General features: G+C 35.7%; 16 protein-coding genes. 7 read left to right on the top strand and 9 right to left on the bottom strand.

All coding sequences use genetic code 11. The features are described from left to right. Positions 1-29: 29 nt before the first annotated feature. The 4 genes from QN089_RS07220 to QN089_RS07235 all read right to left on the bottom strand — a co-directional run bounded on the left by QN089_RS07220 (position 30) and on the right by QN089_RS07235 (position 2,813). Entirely contained in the window at positions 30-740 is a 711-nt protein-coding gene (locus tag QN089_RS07220) for a DUF2812 domain-containing protein (RefSeq protein ID WP_434784148.1), read from the bottom strand. Beyond that, positions 737-1,048, bottom strand: coding sequence for a PadR family transcriptional regulator (locus tag QN089_RS07225; protein WP_087680691.1), 312 nt, complete (start codon positions 1,046-1,048; stop codon positions 737-739). The genes QN089_RS07220 and QN089_RS07225 overlap by 4 nt, the downstream gene beginning before the upstream one ends. 119 nt (positions 1,049-1,167) lie before the next feature. Beyond that, positions 1,168-2,079, bottom strand: coding sequence for a DNA/RNA non-specific endonuclease (locus tag QN089_RS07230; RefSeq protein ID WP_285216345.1), 912 nt, complete (start codon positions 2,077-2,079; stop codon positions 1,168-1,170). 23 nt (positions 2,080-2,102) lie between these two features. Further along, on the bottom strand, positions 2,103-2,813 hold the full coding sequence (locus QN089_RS07235) for a thermonuclease family protein (protein ID WP_285216346.1): 711 nt from the start codon (positions 2,811-2,813) through the stop codon (positions 2,103-2,105). A gap of 205 nt (positions 2,814-3,018) precedes the next feature. On the opposite strand from QN089_RS07235, the gene QN089_RS07240 reads away from it, so the two are divergent. After that, a complete protein-coding gene (locus QN089_RS07240) occupies positions 3,019-4,095 on the top strand; it encodes an iron-containing alcohol dehydrogenase family protein (protein WP_285216347.1) in 1,077 nt (358 codons plus the stop codon). Positions 4,096-4,222: 127 nt separating this feature from the next. On the opposite strand, the gene QN089_RS07245 is transcribed toward QN089_RS07240, so the two are convergent. The 3 genes from QN089_RS07245 to QN089_RS07255 form a co-directional block, all read right to left on the bottom strand. Beyond that, the gene (locus QN089_RS07245) at positions 4,223-4,357 is read right to left on the bottom strand and encodes a hypothetical protein (RefSeq protein ID WP_285216348.1); all 135 of its coding nucleotides are present in this window, start codon (positions 4,355-4,357) and stop codon (positions 4,223-4,225) included. A 147-nt stretch (positions 4,358-4,504) separates the two neighbouring features. Further along, positions 4,505-4,663 (bottom strand): hypothetical protein, encoded by a 159-nt coding sequence (locus QN089_RS07250; protein WP_285216349.1) that lies wholly within the window; start codon positions 4,661-4,663, stop codon positions 4,505-4,507. Positions 4,664-4,776: 113 nt separating this feature from the next. Next, a complete protein-coding gene (locus tag QN089_RS07255; RefSeq protein ID WP_285216350.1) occupies positions 4,777-8,067 on the bottom strand; it encodes a S8 family peptidase in 3,291 nt (1,096 codons plus the stop codon). A 180-nt stretch (positions 8,068-8,247) separates the two neighbouring features. On the opposite strand from QN089_RS07255, the gene QN089_RS07260 reads away from it, so the two are divergent. Together QN089_RS07260 and QN089_RS07265 are read left to right on the top strand one after the other, a co-directional pair. Beyond that, positions 8,248-8,610 (top strand): hypothetical protein, encoded by a 363-nt coding sequence (locus QN089_RS07260; protein WP_285216351.1) that lies wholly within the window; start codon positions 8,248-8,250, stop codon positions 8,608-8,610. Between the two features lie 15 nt (positions 8,611-8,625). After that, positions 8,626-9,012, top strand: coding sequence for a hypothetical protein (locus QN089_RS07265; RefSeq protein ID WP_285216352.1), 387 nt, complete (start codon positions 8,626-8,628; stop codon positions 9,010-9,012). On the opposite strand, the gene QN089_RS07270 is transcribed toward QN089_RS07265, so the two are convergent. After that, entirely contained in the window at positions 8,988-12,293 is a 3,306-nt protein-coding gene (locus tag QN089_RS07270; protein WP_285216353.1) for a S8 family peptidase, read from the bottom strand. The genes QN089_RS07265 and QN089_RS07270 overlap by 25 nt on opposite strands. 220 nt (positions 12,294-12,513) lie before the next feature. Further along, complete coding sequence (locus QN089_RS07275) at positions 12,514-13,308, bottom strand: SMI1/KNR4 family protein (RefSeq protein WP_285216354.1); 795 nt, start codon at positions 13,306-13,308, stop codon at positions 12,514-12,516. A gap of 123 nt (positions 13,309-13,431) precedes the next feature. Between QN089_RS07275 and QN089_RS07280 the strand changes: the two genes are divergently transcribed. The 4 genes from QN089_RS07280 (at position 13,432) to QN089_RS07295 (ending at position 16,580) form a co-directional block, all read left to right on the top strand. Then, positions 13,432-13,641 carry a hypothetical protein gene (locus QN089_RS07280; RefSeq protein ID WP_068453508.1) on the top strand — a complete coding sequence of 70 codons (210 nt, stop codon included), beginning with the start codon at positions 13,432-13,434 and terminating at the stop codon, positions 13,639-13,641. A 117-nt stretch (positions 13,642-13,758) separates the two neighbouring features. After that, entirely contained in the window at positions 13,759-14,070 is a 312-nt protein-coding gene (locus QN089_RS07285; RefSeq protein WP_285216355.1) for a hypothetical protein, read from the top strand. A gap of 136 nt (positions 14,071-14,206) precedes the next feature. Further along, positions 14,207-15,019, top strand: coding sequence for a YitT family protein (locus tag QN089_RS07290; protein WP_068457380.1), 813 nt, complete (start codon positions 14,207-14,209; stop codon positions 15,017-15,019). A gap of 277 nt (positions 15,020-15,296) precedes the next feature. Then, on the top strand, positions 15,297-16,580 hold the full coding sequence (locus QN089_RS07295; protein ID WP_285216356.1) for a sensor domain-containing diguanylate cyclase: 1,284 nt from the start codon (positions 15,297-15,299) through the stop codon (positions 16,578-16,580). Positions 16,581-16,592 lie beyond the last annotated feature (12 nt).

Raw genomic sequence — 16,592 nt, forward strand, 5'->3', positions numbered from 1 at the left:
AATAGAAGGAAGAAGTTCCAAATAATGTTTTAGGCTTTGCGTATTTTGTGTAACAAAGACATAGTCGCGTAGATTAAAAGGATACAGCCAATTCCACCAATACAAGCTGCACTAAGAATGCGTAGTGGTTGCGATTCAAAAAGAAATAGTGTTATGACAGCTAACAATACAATCAGGTATGGCATCCATTTAGAAAAAGTAACCAACGAATTTTTTTGCTCGACTTTCCACTTATTACTTGTGGCAGCTAATGTCGTCCAAGCAAGTGGAATCGTCAAGACAGTTAGTAAAATAGAGAGGATCAGTAAAAATAGTTGTAAAACCTGTGTTGTCTGGTCATATAAATACCAACTAAGAAGTGTAATAGGAATGAATGAAATAGTCGTAATTTGAAGCGGTTTTAAAGAGCTTTTATATTTTTCAACATGTGTTGCATCATCGGTATAAAGTGACTTTGTTTCGGGGGCAGCTTTGAATAAATGAATATTTGCTTGTGAATCAACATGTGACCAGCCCGCCTGATTGAAAAGTTCAAAGTATTCGTCATCACCATCCTCTAATATACGATAGTCAATTTCATAAATCCAATCTTTCTCAGTCCCTTTTTCAAGTGTATAACCTAAAAAGGAAAACTTTTTGACATGCCATCCTTGTTTGGATAACTCATGTAAACGTGTCATATCTTTTTGTTCCGAAAAAGCCAATCCATTGGACATAATATATTTCTTTTTCACTATCATCTTTCCTCCATTTCTTGTTCAGCTAATTGAATCATCTGTTTTCGTAATTGAATTTCTTCCTTTAGAATGGTGCGTCCTTGCTCCGTCAGTGTATATACTTTTCTACGTGAATCGGAATCATCAAATAAATAAATCCATTGATTATTTAATAATTTTTTTATAATGGTGTACATGGAAGCAGGGCCAATTGTGATCAAACCGTTTGATGTTTCTTCGATTAAATTCATCATCGCGTAACCATGTCGTGGCTTTGCTAAGGCAGACATAATATAAAACATTGAATCAGTTAGTTGTTCATTTTTTTTCAATATATCACCTCCTGATATATCACTTTATGATATATAATATATCGCTTTGTGATATAAAAGTAAAGAGATAAATAAAAAATACGCTAGGTAATCGATTGATTACCTAGCGTACTTGAAGTTTATTCGCCTACAAGTCCGTCACCGTCGCGGTCATCCATATAAGGATATAACCAGTGATCTTTTGTAATTGGCATTTTGAATCCAGCTGCTTTTGCTTCTTTAATGGTGACTTGTCCGTTACCATCTGTATCTACAGCTGATACGTCACCTTTTGTTTGTGGTTTTGAAGAAGTTGTCGGTTGTTTTTTAGTTAAACCGAGTTCTTCATTTCGCTGATCTGGATTACCGTTTGCATATTCATCTACAACGCGATTACCTTTAATTGTGTATGTGTATTTATAACGGGAAGGAATTTGTGTTTTCGTATTTGGATACGTGATAATCGCTTCAAAATCTGTTGCGCCACCGGCTTTACGAATCGCATCTTCCATATAGGCTTGGTCACCATGACGGTTTAGTGTACTATCTTGTGGTGTAATGTTATAAGCATTTGATACACCACCAAGTGAATCGGCAATGACATGTCCTTCGTCTAAATCTTTACGTTCGACACCTGGAACTTTCGCTTCGTCTCTACAGTATCTTCCTGATGATGTAACTTGTTCAGTACGATCATTTTGTAAGGTAATCTTTTTAGCAGTGACGCGAATTAATTGGCCATATTCGTTTGTAAATGCCCAATACTCACGATTTCCAAAGCCGATGTCTACTACAACATTTGCTTCACGACTCCCAGATAAATTACAAGCATTCGCTTTGATTAATTTGTAGCCTTTGAATTCATCTTTTGAAGATGTTGTGTTTTCTTCTTTTTGAGTAGATTGTTTTTCTTGTGTGTTACTTTGATTGTCATTTGCTTGTTGTGTTGACTCGGTTGTTTGTTGTTCAACCGGTGCAGTTTTTTCTTCCGAGCATCCAACAAGTGCAAAACTAATGGATGCTAGTAAACCTAATTTAATCAGTGTTTTCATAGATGTCTTACTTCCTTTATTCATTAGCGTTCACACGCCCAGTTATCGTGGTCGCGGTCCATCTTTGCTTGGTAAGCAGGGTGACTTTTCGGTACACCATTTGGATAGACTTTGCGTAATTCAGTGCAGTTTTTAAATGTTTTTGATGTGTTGACCGTCACAGTAGAAGAAGGTTTTTTAGAAGCGAAACCGCTGTTCGTTACATAACCTTTCTTAGACCAAATACGTAACTTTTCTTTTTTTGCTTTAGACTGTGCAACGAAATATTTCGTTTTATATTTCGTGTTCGGTGCGTAAACATATGCAACGCGAGCATAGCCTTTACGTACAAGCTCTAAATTCAAGTCTTTACCGTCAACATACACATACGCTAATTTACGTCCGTATTTATCACCTTTATAGCCTGTACGGTCAAAATCCAGTTGAATTTTTTTTGCTTTTTTTAAGCGATTCTTCGTATAGTTACTAGCTTCTTTACCATAAGGTTGAACTCCCTTAGAAGGGTGGACCGTTTCAGGTGTATCAACAAGTAGGAAGCGCACTTTCATATTCTTTCCCTTATACTTAAATGTTGCTGTATCACCATCTGTCGCACGCACAAGTGATACGGTTTTAAGAGAAGCCGCTGTAACGGTTTTCGGTGTTGTGTCGATTGGGTTTAACATCGATCCGCCAACTAACGAGATGCCAAGTACACTCGCCAAAACTGTCTTTTTTAATAAAGCCCAATTCATGTTCAATTCACTCCAAGTCATTTACTTTGTTGGAATCGTTTAGATATTCCAACATGAATAAACTAACGATAGAAGAAAAGCATGTACTTGTCAATTAAAGTGAAAAAAGCATCTTTTTTGTGAATTCATGTTATTTTTAAAGTATAAAATATTCTGAAAATCGTTTATCATAGTAAATAGTATATAAAGAAAGAAGGCAATCATCATGAAGACAATTGAAGTACATGCAGCACCAAGTGAATATATTTTAAAAGAAGGTGCTTTTGAATTATTAGAAGAAAAATTACAACAACGTGGCATTCAAAGTATCCTTGTTGTGACAGGGACGAAATCATATGAAGCTGCAAAAGCGTATTGGCCAGAGATGCCGAGTATGACAGAAACTTTTTATACATATCAAGGTGAATGTTCTTTCGCTGAGATTGATAAAGTGGTAACAAAAGCGAAAGAAGTCGATGCGATTGTTGCTTTAGGCGGGGGAAAGGTAATTGATTTAGCGAAAGCAGCAGCGAATGAATTACATAAACAAGTAATTGTTTTACCGACACTAGCATCTAACTGCGCACCGTGGACACCGCTAAGTGTTATTTATGATAATGAAGGGGCATTTCATCATTATGATATCTATCCAATTGCGACGAGTTTATTATTAGTTGAGCCGAAGTTACTACTTCATGCGCCGCGTGATTTATTTGTTGCAGGTATTGGTGATACATTAGCGAAGTGGTATGAAGCCGATGTACAATTACGTACGATTGAGCATTTACCTGTACCGCTCATGATTTCGTATGAAGCAGCGAAACAGTGTAAAGAGTTACTACTACGCGATTCAAAAGAGGCTTTACGTGCGATGGATGAAGGAGTACTAAATGATGCCTTTATTCAAGTGGTAGAAGTGATGTTCATGTATGCAGGCATGGTGGGAGGTTATGGCGATCATTATGGGCGTACAGCAGGTGCACATGCAGTTCATAATGGATTAACGGCTTTAGAGGAGAGTCATGCGTTGTTACATGGTGTAAAAGTGGCTTACGGAATTTGTGTACAGTTAATGCTTGAAAATCGTCCAGAAGAAGTACAAGCGTTGCGCACATTTTATGAGGAATTACATCTTCCTCAAACATTAAAAGAGCTAGGTTTAATAGAAGTAACAGCTCAACAATTACAAGAAGTAGCTGAAAAAACAACGATTCCAACAGAGTCCATTCATTTAATGCCAATTGGTGAAATAACGAGTGAACGTGTACTAGAAGCGATGCAAGCACTTGAACAACTCGTATAATTAAAAATAACTTGTAGGTCGTAAAAGACCTGCAAGTTATTTTTTAAATAAACCTCGCTAGTCTATATATGAAAATAAAAAAACAGGTTCATAAAAGTAAAAGAGGCTTAAACAAATAATGTCAGCCTCACTTTTCTGTAACGAGTTGGTGAACAGAACCATGGATGAGTGTATAGTTTTTATCATAGGCAGAGAGAAAGCCATCTTTTGAAACCCAAATGACGGTCGTTGTCTCAGGACGTTCTTCATCAATTAATGCCATTTTATAATGATGCTGAATGGGTGTTTCATTTTGAAACCATTGTTTTTTTACATGCCATTGTTGAAGTGTTTTACGCGTTTTTTCATAGAGCGGTTCACCCTTTGTTGCAGTGAAGATTTGCTGACGCGGCTCACCCTGTGAGACATCTCACAAAGTAATACGATCTACAACGATTTCAAAGCGATCTGAATCGGTGACGAGTGTATCGACAACATCTTTTGGTTTAATCGCAATATAAAAAGTAGCACTAATGATAATGAATGCAACAATCCCAATTAATAAAAATAGTTTTGAACGATTTTCCATATACTTCGCCTCCTAGTCACTTCATTCATATAACCGTTCCCGTATTTTTAAATAGTAGACCATCCCATTAAAAAAACAGGGGAAACGGTATTCGTTTCCTCCTGTTTTAATTGTTATTTTTGTAATGTTAGACGTAATTTATAAGGGTCTGCAAACGCATTTCCTTGACGGTCTTTTACTTTAATCGCATAAGTTGTATTTTTCTTGAATGTGTAAGAGCCGATTTCTTCATCACTTACACCATATGCATCGAATGTTTTAAGTTTTTTACCATTTGCATATAACGTGATGACAGGGTCAAAATCTGCCGCGCCGCTTAATGCTAAACGGACTTTTTTCGTTGTTTTATTTTTGAATGCATACCAGTCTTCGTCACCTTGTAGCTGACCAGGATTTAGATAGCCTGTTTTTTCATAAACCGAGGCGCTTTTCTTCGTTAATGAAATCGGGTGAGAAGGGCGATTATTTTTTACTTTATTTTTTGCATCTTCATCTTTTGTTACAACTTGTTGAATTTTTAACTCATAAGGATAAATCGAGAATAGATCTGTTGTTAAAAAAGCAGTGGGTTGAGCTAATACGAAGAATGTATCGCCTTTTTTCGCTTCAATTGAACCGCTGATTGGCTCACCATTTAAGTCATTTCCAACAGGCTTAAATGCAGATAAATCATTCCCATCCATCTTGTGATTATGATTCTTATCTTCATAAACCGTAATCGACTTCGTGTACAGATTATGCCATTCTTGTGAATACTTCGTATCATCAAATGGACTTAAATCCATCTTCATTTGATAGATACCGTCTTTCGGTGCTTTAAAGTAATAGAAGTCTACATCGTTTGGACGTGCAAAATTCGCTGTTACTTTTTGATTTACACGAATCGTTTTTGCTTGTTCAGGTACATTGTTTTGCTCGTATTTGTCTACTATATTTGATTGTAACTTTTTCGCTGTGACACGATAGCCATTTTTCGGAATCGAGCCAACTGAGCCAACACCAACTTCTACTAGATACGTCGTATTTGCTTGTAAACTCGCAATGGCTTTTTTCTTCATAATGCCGTCTTCTGTACTATTGGAAGCTAAAAATTCTTCTGAACGCATACCTGTTTGTGGATCATTTTGTACTTCATAAATTGTGACAGAAGGTTGTTCAGCAGCGTGTGCGACAGCAGTATTAAATTCATAAAAACCAGAAGTAGTGGTTTTGAAGTAATAACCATCTAAGTCAGTTGAACCTTGTAAAAAGCCTTCTACACCATTCACTACATCAAATGGTCGGCCTTTTTTCTTAAATAATTGTTCGAGTGTATACACTTTAGTCGGGTTTGTACGATCTATTTTTTGACTTGTTTCTGGATTGAATATGATTGAATCTTCATCGGCTGGCATCGTACGACTTGATAATGTCAGTTGATAAGGCAGTAAAGATGCTTTTGGTGAGACAACACCTTCTTTTAATTGATTAAGGACATCTTCTTCAGGCATTGCTTCACTATTGCTACTGTTCGATACGATAACTTCATATTCTTCACCTGTTGTGGCAGGGAACGAAGCATATTCAGCTTTTCCAATACCATTTTTATTAATCGAAACAAGTGGTGCACTGCTTTCTTCATTTAATAAATCTTGTTTTTTGTAGACTTCAATCGAAAGGTCGACACCAGGTAGAGCAGATGTTTGAACTTGAACTAATTCATCTTTGGTTGCTTTTATATGAAAGGCGTCTTGGTCAACCCCATCAGCTGTTTCGTTCATATATAGTCCATATACTTTTGTATTTGTACTTTTTAATGCCATCGGTTTTTCAATCGAAGCTTCATCTTTTGGTTTACTAGACTGTTTTAAAATATCTAGTGCATAAGGTGTATTAGCGTGTCCATATACATTTTTAACACCGATTGCGACTGTACCATCTTCTTTTGCCTGTACAAATCCCGCTTCTTTTTCACCAGCGCCCGTATCTTGAATCGTTTTTGTTTGAACTTTTGTACCGAAAGTTTTTAAAACAAGTTTTAAATCCGTTACGTTGTTAGATGAGGCAGTAGCTTGGATTAGTTCACCTTTTTTCACAGGTACTTGATACCACTTTGTTTCATTCGGTTGTTTAAGTGTCCCTTTTTTCGTCTGTGTTCCTTTTATAACCGTAGCATCTTTTAAAATGGTTGCGTTCGTCCATTTTTTTGATGTAAATGTCGGGATTTTCCCTTTAAAATTTTGAGCTGCCAGTGGTTGAATGAAACCATAACCGTATTTTAAGTCATAACCTTTTGTGCCAAGATCTTTTGCTGTTTTTTCAAGTACATAGGCAAGTTGCTCTGGTGAATAAGCGTGATTGATAAGTAGAGAAGAAGCAATCCCCGCAGCAGCAGGTGAAGCCATCGATGTGCCACTCATCGTTTCAAAAGTTGAGCCACGTGTCGCATCATAAGAAGTGGAATAAATATCCTCACCAGGAGCCATTAAATCGAGTGATGCTCCATAATTCGAAAAGTCACTACGCTTTTTCTTCGCATTCACTGAGCCAACACTGATGACATTCTCTAATGAAGCAGGGTAGTCTGGGCGATCTGTATCATCATTACCAGAAGCTGCGAATACCGCCACTCCTTTTGCATGTGCTTTTTGCACAGCTTGGTCGACAAGAGGTGAATATAATTCATTACCTAAACTCAAATTAATCACTTTTGCGCCATCTTTGATCGCTTGGAGAATCGCTTTTGCGACATCATAGTCAGCAGCATATTCAGAGCCATTGAAAACATCGTAAGATAGAATTTCAGCATTTGGATTAACACCATATCCACCAATACCATTATTCATTTTCGCTGCTAGTATTCCTGCAACATGCGTACCATGTGATTTTTTAACTTGTGCTTTCATGGGATTCGCGATATTTACTGCCTTTTTGACTTGACCTTTTAATTCAACATGATTCGCATCGACACCAGTATCAATGACAGCGACTTTGATTTTTTTCTTTTTCGTTTGTTGCATTAGCTTTTTTGTTTGAAATAATTGATGCGTATATTGTAAAGATGCTTTTTCGTCCACTTGTCCGGAAGTTTCGTATAATGGACTTAAAGAGAGACGTTCAAATCGAGCATCTTGTGAAAACCAATCAATCGCTTTTTTCATCGCTTCATCTGTTTTAAACTGAACAACCATTGTGTGCAGGTCTGGAATTTGTTGTATAATCGTACCTTTCAGTTGCTGAATCTCTTGATATGTATAGTCATTTGAAGACTGAATAACAAGTGTACGTTTTGCATAGGATTTTTTTGTAAGATTTTTTTGAATTGAAGAATTAGTTGCCTGTGCAACGGATGTTGGTAGTGCAGCTGTTAATAGTAGGGCAGAAGCTGCTACTGTCGATATCCATTTATAAATTGTTGGTTTCAAAGAATCACTCCCGTAAATAAATTGCTTTTGTATCATAACACAAAGCTTTTGTCGATGCAGTGATTTATATGACGTGAATTTGTATTAAAAAGATGCCTAAAATAGCAAATTTTCATAGAATGTTATGATATAAAGGATGCTTGAAAGGTGAAAGAATTAAAAATTAGGGAGGAATAAAATATGTGTGTGCGATATACATGTCCCGTTTGTGGGTACGAGGGGTTAGAAAATGCAGTTTTTGTTAATGGAGAATATCTAAATACTTTTGAAATATGTACTTGTTGTGGATTTGAATTTGGTTTTAGTGAAGATCATGATGTGGTGCATGGTTTCATTACAATACCGGAACCATTTTTAGAGGTCGCTTTTCAACTATACCGAAAAAAATGGATAGAAGAAGGAATTCGGTTATTTGATTCGAAATCGATTCCAGAAAATAAAAAGAATAAAGATAGCCTGAAGTTTGATGTCTTAGTAGATCAACTAAAAGCTTTAAAGTTAGATGTATCAAATTTCGATATAAAAGGTTTTGAGAAATTTTAAAAGGGGTTTGATTGTGTGAAGAAATATACATGTCCCGTTTGTGGGTACGAGGGATTAGAAGAACCGACGTATTATGAGAATTTCGCTGGAAGTAATGAAATATGTGCCTGTTGTGGATTTGAATTTGGAGTAGACGACTTTGATTGTGATGCATTTGAACATGAGGGTTTAACAGAACGAGAAATTGTAGAGGAGTCACATCGCATTTGGCGAGGAAAATGGATAAATCGTCATTTTGAGTTATTTGATGCAAGCGCCTTTCCTAAAGAGAAGAGACATGGACGATTTTTAAAAGAAGCAGGAGCAATCAAACAATTGAATCATATAAAAAAGAGGGGCTTTGACAATATGAATTGTCTAAGTCCCTCTTTTACTTCTTATTTTTTAACCGTTAGTGTATAAGGTTGAATCGACGCGCGTTTTAAACGGTCTGTTACTTTGAAATAGTACGTTCCTTTTGATGCATTCAATGTCAGTTTTTCGGCATCGCCGTCACCGTAAAGATCCGTTTTAGATAGGCGTTTACCATCTTTATAGACTTCTAGTACACCGTCTAGGCTTGTTGGCACATCAAGCGTTACCGTTAATTTGCCTTTTTTCGTTGCTTTATAGACGAACCAATCGGCATCACCGTTTGTAAAGCCCGCATTCATGTAAGCAGAACCTGAAACAGTAGAAGTTGATTTTTTCTTGAAAGCAATTGGTTTCGAAGGTTTGTTATTTTTAACGATACTTTTTGCATCTTCATCGACTGAAGGAGTTGCTTGAATCGCTAATTCATATGGACGAGCAGAGAACATAAATGCTTCAAATGCCGTTGGTTGAACTGCGACAAAGTAATGTTCACCTTTTTGCATTTCGACACCAGAATGTAAAGATAAATCATTTTGCATATCTTCTAAATAAATAGAAGATTCCATTTCATTGGCATCTAAACGTTTATTATGATTTTTGTCGAGTACTAATCGAACTGTTGAAATATAACGATTGTGCAATAATGTAGGCAATGTTTGTAAATCATTCTTTGTTAAATTTTTTAACTGATAATCTACACTATAAATACCTGTTTTCGGTGCTTCATAGTAGTAGAAATCTACATCATTAAATGTTGAAACATTGGCAATTAATTTCCCTGTTTTCGGGAATGATGCAGCTTGTTCAGGTTGATTATTCACTTCAAATGAATCAGCTACATTCGTTTTAATCTTTTCCGCTTTTAATGTATAGCCATCAAAAGGAATGGTTTGGTCAGAGTTTGCGATAACACGTAGTACATAATCCGTATTCGCTTTTAAGCCCATCATCATCGAAGAACCGTCCGCAGCATAGTCACTCGTATTATCATAAATGTCTTCTAAATACACCATTTCTTGACCATCTACTGTTTCCGTCATCGCTTCAGCTAATACTACGTTCGGTAAATTACGCATATTTTTCGTTTGAATGTGTAGTTTATAAATACCGTCCGCATTCGTTTTAAAATGATACGCATCGTAGTCGCTCGAACCTTGTAAATGACCCGTTACCTCTTTTGATAAATCAAACGGACGACCTAATGCCTTGATCTGTTCTACTTCATTTTCAAAATTCAGTTCTTCTTCTCCAACATACGGAAGTTGATCTTCATCTGCTGGCATCGCTTTTGTCGCAAATGTTACTTCGTAAGGGAATAGAGCACTCTCTGGCTTCATTTCAAAATTTGGTTCTTGACCAGACATCATCATTTGAAGCAATTGTTCAAAAGTAATCTCAGCATCAGCTGTATTTTTAAGAACAATATAGTAATCCTCTCCAGCTTTTGTCGCAAATGATAGTGTATTCTCCGTATTTGCTTTTAAACTATTGCCTTGTACAATCGGTGATACTTCTTCTGTTGCATCCTCAGGAGGATTAAAGCCTTGTTTGTCATATACAATCACGCTCGTCGTTACATTTGGAATATTTGACAGTGTAAGCGATACAAGTTCATCTTTTGTAGCTTTAAAATGGAAGACATCTTCATCTACCTCGCCAAGTGGTTGGAAATATTGATTATCAATTGTTGTGTTTAAGTCTGTTAATTCAGCCACTTGCTCGCGACTTGATTCATCTTCAGGGAACATGCCTGTTTGTATATCAAGTGTATATGGTGATTGACTAATGCGACCATTCACATCGCTCGCACCTACAGTCATAACCCCGTCAAATGGTGCTTCGATATATTTAGATTCTACTTCGTTTTCACGAGCGCTGTTATAAACTGCTTTTTGAGAAGATTCATCACCATAAAAACGAACGTCTAGTTGTAAATCAGCTAACTTATCACCTTTTACTGTTAGTTGAATAGGTTGGCCTTTCGTAACGTTGACACGAACCCATTGCTGCTCGTAGCGTTGTTTTAGTGATTTTGTAACGGGTTTGTTAAATGTTGCATCTTCCGCACTATGTTTAATTTCCTCATCATTCCACTGTTTTGTTGTTTGAACAGGAATATTTTTCGGATTGAACTGCATCGCTTTTACGGGATTTACAAGCCCAAATCCATACTTTGCATCAAAACCCTTTTCACCTAAGTCAGTCGCTGTATGTTCTAAAATATATTCTACTTGATCAGGTGTTAAGTTTGGATTTTTCGATAAAATCAGTGATGCAATGCCTGCTACAACAGGAGAAGCCATCGACGTACCGCTCATTTTTTCAAATGAAGCACCACGTTTTTGATAACTTGTCGAATAAATATCTTCACCAGGTGCTACAATATCTGTCGATACACCGTAAGAAGAGAAGTCACTTAACTTTTTCGTATTACCAACAGAGCCAACACTAATGACATTTTTATAACTAGCAGGGTATTGCTTTTGATCTGTGCCTGTATTACCTGCTGCTGCGATGACTGTAACTCCTTTTTCGTGTGCATACGCAATCGCTTCATCCATTACAGGAGAAGGGGAAGCAGAACCAAGACTCATATTGATAACTTTTGCACCATCTTTTGTCGCTTGAATTATCGCTTTTGAGATGATGTAATCGTACGCACCGTCTGAACCATTGAACACATCATATCCTAAAATTTGTGCGTTCGGATTCATACCATATCCGCCAATACCATTATCTTTTACTGCGCCAATAATGCCCGCGACATGTGTACCGTGTGAACCTTTTTCTGCTACATGTAAAGGATTAACTGTATTCTTTGTTGCCACAATATTTTTTTGTAAATCAGGATGTGTAGCATCGACACCTTCATCAATGACTGCAACCTTGATTTTGCTCTTACCTTGTAGTTTTTGAGCTGCAGGAGATTGCAGTAGCTTATGTAAAGCTTGTTTTGTTGCTTTTGGATCGACATTACCTAATTTTTTATAAATTGGACTTAGTGATATACGTTCAACTTGTTTCATTTTTGCTAATTTTGGGATTGCAGCTTTCCATGCTTTTTCAGACTTGAACGACAGTACCGTATACTGAATTGCTGAAATACGTTCTTGTTTCGTTGCATTTAACTGTTTTAATTCGCGTGCTGTAAATTCTTTTGTCGAGCGAATAATCAATTTATTTTTTTCGTATGCTGAATCATCAGATGTTGTTTGAACCATGTGTGTTAGATTCTGTTGTTTTTGTACAGCTTGTGTAGAGCTAAGAGGTGTTGCGAATAGTAGCGCACCTAAACTTAGTGCGGCAATCGGACGTAAATGCTTTTTCAAATAACCACTCCTTTATAATAAAATACATGGACATCATACCATATTTTGAAATAATCTTGTAATATTTGTAATAAAAAAATTCGATAATCATTTTAAATTAATTATAAATATACCTCTCTAGTCTATATATAAAATAATAAAAACCGTTTATAAAAATAAATGCACATTTAAAGAATAAATAATCCTGTATAATTCTCGAATCATACAGGATTTTATATATTTAAAATACTAGCATCTCAGGTTTCATCAGTTTAGCTTGTAACTGCTTTCCAAGCTTTCTTGTATAGGGATCATGGAAGGCCTGTAACAAGTTGATTGCTTCTTGAAGTGAAGTTAAAGGCCAGCGCTCATGTGGATGAAGTTTTATTTGTTGAAGAAGGCCAGCACCAATATACCATGCAAGCTGTGTATCTTGCTTTCTCTTTAATGTATAAATAGCCAATTGACTATACCATTCAAAGTCATTTGCTTCATAGGAGAATTGTTCGAAACAAGCGGCAATATGTGTTGTTGATTTTCCTTTTTTTACATAGCGTTCAAATTGACGAGATGTATAAATGAAATCATTTATCTCTTCCATGTACGCTGTATCTAACTTCTTTATAAATGATCTAAAGTGGCGTGCGACTTTTATGACTTCTTTCGTATGACGGTGAATGAAAACAATAGGTGGGTTACCTTTTCTATGCACTGTATAATCAAAAGCAATAAAAATATGATGACTACATGCAAATACGATATAGCGTTCATCGATGTCTAGCTGTGTGGTAATCTGTTTTGATTCAATAACTCCTTCGTGTATAGAAAGAGGCAGAAATACATCGATCTCAATCGAATCTTCACGTAATTTACGAGAAGAAAAGGTAGAATAGGCTAATGAGCCCCCGTTGTGCATCATCATCAGTTTTTTATAACTATTTGGTAATTCAATTGAGAAAAACGATTCAATAAATTCAGTCGTTTGAGAAGTTACAGATTCAAAAGTTTGTTCTTCATCAAAAATATAGGCATACATAATCTAGCCTCCTTTTTATATTTTGATTGTATCGAATGATTTTGAAGTTAATATGAAAAAAATGTAAAATTTATGTTTGATTTGCGTTGTAAATGTTAATACAATAGAGTAAGGAGGTTGTTCATGAGTTTTTTAAAAATCAATACAATTGTCGGTTCATCTGTAGACCATGTTGCATCACTTACAGATAATGAAGAAACAACTTCATCTTTTTTGAATTTACTTCAAATCAAGCAACAAGATATATGGCTTTTTTCAGTAGCTGCTATGGGACTTATTGTATTAGCAATTGTAATCTTAGTCGTGATGAAGCGTACAAATAAAAATCAATAACATTCGCTTATACATAGACTACGAATGTCAATCGGGCATGAATCTTTTAAAGGTTCGTGCTTTTTTTATAAAAAGGAGATAAAAAAACGAGTACATAAAGGAAAGGATGGATGTTTTATGTGTCACAATACGACATCATTTTATATACAGCCAAATGGAAAACCAGCATTTTTACTATGCGCAAAGTGTAATGAGAGTATGCCAATTGAAATATTGCAACTTACACCTGAATTACAACAAAAATGGCTCTTTTGGAAAAGAGATCATGAAAATTGGCTTGATTCTAAAACAGGAACCATGATACATGGAGCAGAACATCTCGAAAAACAGTATCATCAGAGAGGACAAGAATTGACAAAAGAGTTGAATCAAGCAGCGAATGGCCGCTATACATTAGAATTTAAGCAATCTTATAAATACATGGATTAATTTAGACCCTTACCAAGACTTAATTTATGTGATTTTCAGAAAAAACTATTAAATAATAAAACGAGTTTTGTTGTTTATAATAGATGGAAAGGGAATCAACATAAAGGGATGTAAGGGGAAAAGAAACATGAAAAATATGAAAAACATATGTATGATTATCATTGGTTCATCACTTGTCGGTTTTGCGTACAACTGGCTACTTATTCCACATCATATTTTAAGTAGTGGTCTAAGTGGTATCGCCATTATGCTTGGATTATTATATCCAATTGATACAGGGGTATTGAACTTAATTTTAAATTTACCATTACTCGTACTTGGTGTATGGAAATTAGGTAAACGATTTATTGGTTATACGATTCTTTCGGTGGTCGTTGTATCCGCTAGTCTATATATTATTCCACAAATGGAATTAACACATGAACCATTACTCGCTGCTTTATTCGGCGGGATTATAACAGGTGTCGGAATCGGCATTGTGTTCCGCGCATCAGGTTCATCTGGTGGTTTCGATATTTTAGCGATGTTGCTTGCGAAAAAGACAGATTTTCCAATCGGCGCTTTACTATCGGCTATGAATGCTGTGATTGTCATTGCTTCAGGCTTTATTTTCGGCTGGGACGCAGCCTTAATGACATTAGTAACGATTTATGCAACAGGTAAAGTCATCGACACAATTCATACGAACCATGTAAAATTAACATTAACGATTATTACAGCAAAAGGCGAAGAGATGAAGCAAATGTTGCTTCAAAACTTATATCGCGGCGTAACTATTTCAGATGGTGTAGGCGCATATTCGGGCGAACACCGTAAAGTTTTAATGACGGTTATTACAAAATATCAATTAGCCGAGTTAAAAGATTTAATCCAACAAACGGATCAACATGCATTTGTAAATATTACAGAAACAACAGAAGTTGTCGGGATGTTCCATAAAGGTTCTTAACTTCAAAGAAAAAATCGTGCAATTGCGCGGTTTTTTTCTTTTTCTCAAATTATGTAATGCAACTACAACGAATTCTATAGTAAAAATTGTTTTCTATTTATTTCTTATGACTTTCAGTACAATAAGAATATTCCGAATGTAGTCGAATCGTTCTACTTTTCATTTTTATCGAAAAAATTGTAAAATGAAGAAAGAAATACAAAAAAAGATTTTCGTTGTATTGTTTTTCTACTAGATAATTAGAGAGGCTTAGAATTCAATCGGAAGGAAGTATATCATGGTAGATATGAGTCAAGCTATTTTAGATTCACTAACGGATCAAGTAGCACTTATTGATCATCAAGGAACTATACTTTTTGTGAATAAAGCATGGATTCGTTTTTCAGATGAGAACTTTCAAGATGTATGCAGTAATTATATAGGACTGAATTATTTACACGTGTGTCAAGAGAACGTAAAAGCAGGTATTGTGAGCGTACTCGAAGGTAAATGTTCTATTTATACGTTTGAGTATCCATGTCATAGTCAGAAACATTTGAGGTGGTTTTTATTAAGAGTAACACCACTCGTAGTAGAGGGAGGAGAATTATGTGGTGCGGTAATCTCGCATATTAATATAACGGATCGTAAATTAGCGGAATTATCACTTACACGTAAAGAAGAACATTATCGACTCATAACAGAACATTCAACTGATTTTATTTCGCTACATACACGTGATGGATGTTTTACATTTGCATCACCAATCTGTAAGAATATATTGGGGTATGAAATAGAAGAACTACTAGATCATTCAATTTATATTTTTTTGCATCCAGAAGACCAAGCAGAATTACAAGGATTTTTAAAAGTAGCACAGTTTCAAACTGAGATCCAAACAATCACATACCGTATTTATCGTAAGGATGGTTCATATGTTTGGTTTGAAACAAAGTTAAAGTGTCTATTCACAACAGAATATCAACGAGATGAATTTATCTTTATTTCACGTGATATTACAGAACAAAAAAATAAGATGTTGGAACTCCAAGCTGAAACAAAAGCACTTAAACAAAAAATATATACGGATGAATTAACAGGTGTCTATAATCGTCGCTTGCTTAATTTAATTGTTGAAAAATATATACAAGAATTTCAGTTACATCACCAACCATTTTCACTTCTTATGCTGGATATCGACTATTTTAAACAGTTTAATGATACATATGGGCATGTTGCAGGTGATCGCTGTTTAAGACGTGTAGCAATGAGTATCAAAAATGATTTAGGTCATCAAGATTTTATTTTTCGAGTTGGTGGTGAGGAATTTTGTGTGTTACTACCAAATACAACAGAGCAAGAAGCAGCAGTGATTGCTAATCGCATTCGCCAAACAGTTGAAAGTCTAAATATTCCACATACCTTATCACAAGTATCACCCTATATCACAGTTAGTTTAGGTATTTATACACTCATGCAACACGAACAACAACTAACGATTGGGGCATTACTTGAACGAGCGGATCGTGCGTTATATAAAGCAAAGGAAAACGGTCGTAATCAAACAAGAATTTATTCGTAAAATAAAAGGAAA

This window comes from Kurthia sp. YJT4 (assembly GCF_030219945.1).
GTDB classification, from domain to species: domain Bacteria; phylum Bacillota; class Bacilli; order Bacillales_A; family Planococcaceae; genus Kurthia; species Kurthia gibsonii.